This window comes from Spiroplasma endosymbiont of Megaselia nigra, from assembly GCF_003987485.1.
Taxonomy (GTDB): domain Bacteria; phylum Bacillota_I; class Bacilli_A; order Mycoplasmatales; family Mycoplasmataceae; genus Spiroplasma.
In genome coordinates, this window is record NZ_RCOO01000195.1 from 1 (window position 1) to 1,988 (window position 1,988).

The 1,988-nt window shown below is 22.0% G+C and carries 5 protein-coding genes; 1 reads left to right on the plus strand and 4 read right to left on the minus strand.

Annotation, left to right across the window (positions count from 1 at the left end):
• Window positions 1–98: 98 nt before the first annotated feature.
• From D9R21_RS06010 to D9R21_RS08570, 4 genes are all read right to left on the minus strand, one after another.
• Window positions 99–542, minus strand: a complete 444-nt coding sequence (locus D9R21_RS06010; protein WP_126821489.1) for a recombinase RecT — start codon at window positions 540–542, stop codon at window positions 99–101.
• A gap of 109 nt (window positions 543–651) precedes the next feature.
• The gene (locus D9R21_RS06015) at window positions 652–1,440 is read right to left on the minus strand and encodes a hypothetical protein (protein WP_126821490.1); all 789 of its coding nucleotides are present in this window, start codon (window positions 1,438–1,440) and stop codon (window positions 652–654) included.
• A gap of 3 nt (window positions 1,441–1,443) precedes the next feature.
• Window positions 1,444–1,620 carry a hypothetical protein gene (locus D9R21_RS07475; RefSeq protein ID WP_158613949.1) on the minus strand — a complete coding sequence of 59 codons (177 nt, stop codon included), beginning with the start codon at window positions 1,618–1,620 and terminating at the stop codon, window positions 1,444–1,446.
• A 1-nt stretch (window position 1,621) separates the two neighbouring features.
• Window positions 1,622–1,747: a hypothetical protein gene (locus tag D9R21_RS08570; protein ID WP_255416630.1), complete on the minus strand. Its 126-nt coding sequence runs from the start codon at window positions 1,745–1,747 to the stop codon at window positions 1,622–1,624.
• Window positions 1,748–1,805: 58 nt separating this feature from the next.
• Between D9R21_RS08570 and D9R21_RS06020 the strand changes: the two genes are divergently transcribed.
• Window positions 1,806–1,988, plus strand: a 183-nt coding sequence (locus D9R21_RS06020; protein WP_148108859.1) for a transposase, incomplete at its 3' end; no start/stop codon positions are given.

Below are 1,988 nucleotides of genomic sequence, written 5' to 3' on the forward strand. Positions count from 1 at the left end.
TCTTTAATTTCTTTTTCATCTAAATCAATATCAGAAATATCAATTCCCATTTCTAATGCTAATTTACGATATAATTTTGCTTCAACCATTTCTTTTGGTTAATTTACTCATGGGCTATATTGTCCATTACCTGACGGACTAATATTTTTTAAACGATCAATATCTGCTTTTCTTAATAAAATACCTTGGTAATTTCCATTTTTATCTTTTGCAAATGCATAAGCACCAATAATTTCATTATAATCACTAGTATTTGCATTAAAATTAATTTCATGTATTTTAGGACAAGAATTTATAGCATGCCATTCAAATTTTTCACTTTTAAATATAATTGATTTTCGTGGACTATATCCTGCTTCTTCAATTCTTTTACAATAAACTTTACTATAAATAATAGTTGTTAATTTATTTTTAAATGGAATAATATTAAAATCTTTTCCAAATATTAAACCTTTATTACTTAATTTAATAATTCCTAATGCTGTGATTTTAGCATTATCAGCATTAGAAACTAATGACATATAACTTTGTCCATTTTTCATTTTCAATTATTCTAATGCTAAAATATTTTCTTTTAAGTATTTTTCATTAACTTTTAATTCATATTTAACAATTGCACCTTTAATATATTGTTGTAATTCATTTGCCATTTTATTTCACCCCTTTATTTATTTTAAAATCAATAAATTTAACTCCGATAGTATTAATATCTTTATTACTATCTCATTGTTCTTTAATTTCATTTTTAACTAATTTTTCATCTACTAAAAGATAACCTTTAATTAAAGAAATAAGTTCTAATCTATCTGCTTTTTGAATAGCATCATCATTAATACCAACAATTTCAATATCTTTAACTAATAATTTTTCTTTAATTAAATTAATACCAACTTTTTTAAGTTCTTTTGGTTCTAACGATTTATCAATTTTTTCAGCTTCTTCCATAACTCTAACTTGTTCATCTTGAATTTGCTCTATATCTAACCCCATATCAACAGTTAAATTATTTGCTTTTTCAATTAATTCCTGTTTTTTTAATTCTTGTTCTTTAAAAAATTCATTTTGTTTTTGAATTCGTACTTGATTAATATTATTTTTTATACCAATTTTATGATTTTCAATTAATTTTTCTAAATTAATAATATAAGTACGAATAAGATTTAAATTATCTTTAAATGGTTTAATTATTTCTGATGGTTCTTTAAAAACAATATCAACTTTGCTTATAAGACTAGGAATATCTTTTAAATGAATATCTTGATAACCATTTAATGCATAATGATTATGATGACGATATATAAATTCTGCTAATTCTTGTCCATTTTCATCAATTCATTTTTTAATTGTTAATGCTTTTAAACTTAATTCTTTAAAATCATCTCCTTTTAAAGGAAATTGAAATGTAATACTATTTACTGTATTTTTTACAATATCACTCATTTTTTAATCCTCCTCAATAATTTTTTCTAATTGGGAAATGATTTTCATAAAACTACGATATCAACCTTTAAAATCTAAATCTTCTGTTGTTTCTGCATCTTCGTAATAATCAATATCATTTTTTAAATTATCAATATCATCAATAATACTTTTTATTTCTCTTTTAATTTCTTCTAACATATTATTTATCCTCCATTTCAATAAAATTATTTTTTGATTTACTAAAATAAACTTGTTTTAAGTTTTCTAATTCTTCATCTGTTAAGCGTTTTCTTTCAAATTCAAGGTAATAAAGACTGCACCCCAAAAAGTAAGTAAAATTAAAAAAGAACTTTACTAAACTTTTAGAGGAGGTGCATTTTTTAATGGCAGGAAAAGAACAAAAATTTAAAACATATACTGCAGAATTTCGAAAAAATACAGTAAAAGAAATTGAACAAACATCACTTACTTATATTGCACAAAAATATAAAGTAAATATAAAAACACTTGATTCATGACAAAGAAATTTTAAAAAAGGAATTTTAAATACACCAAAAGGTCCAAAA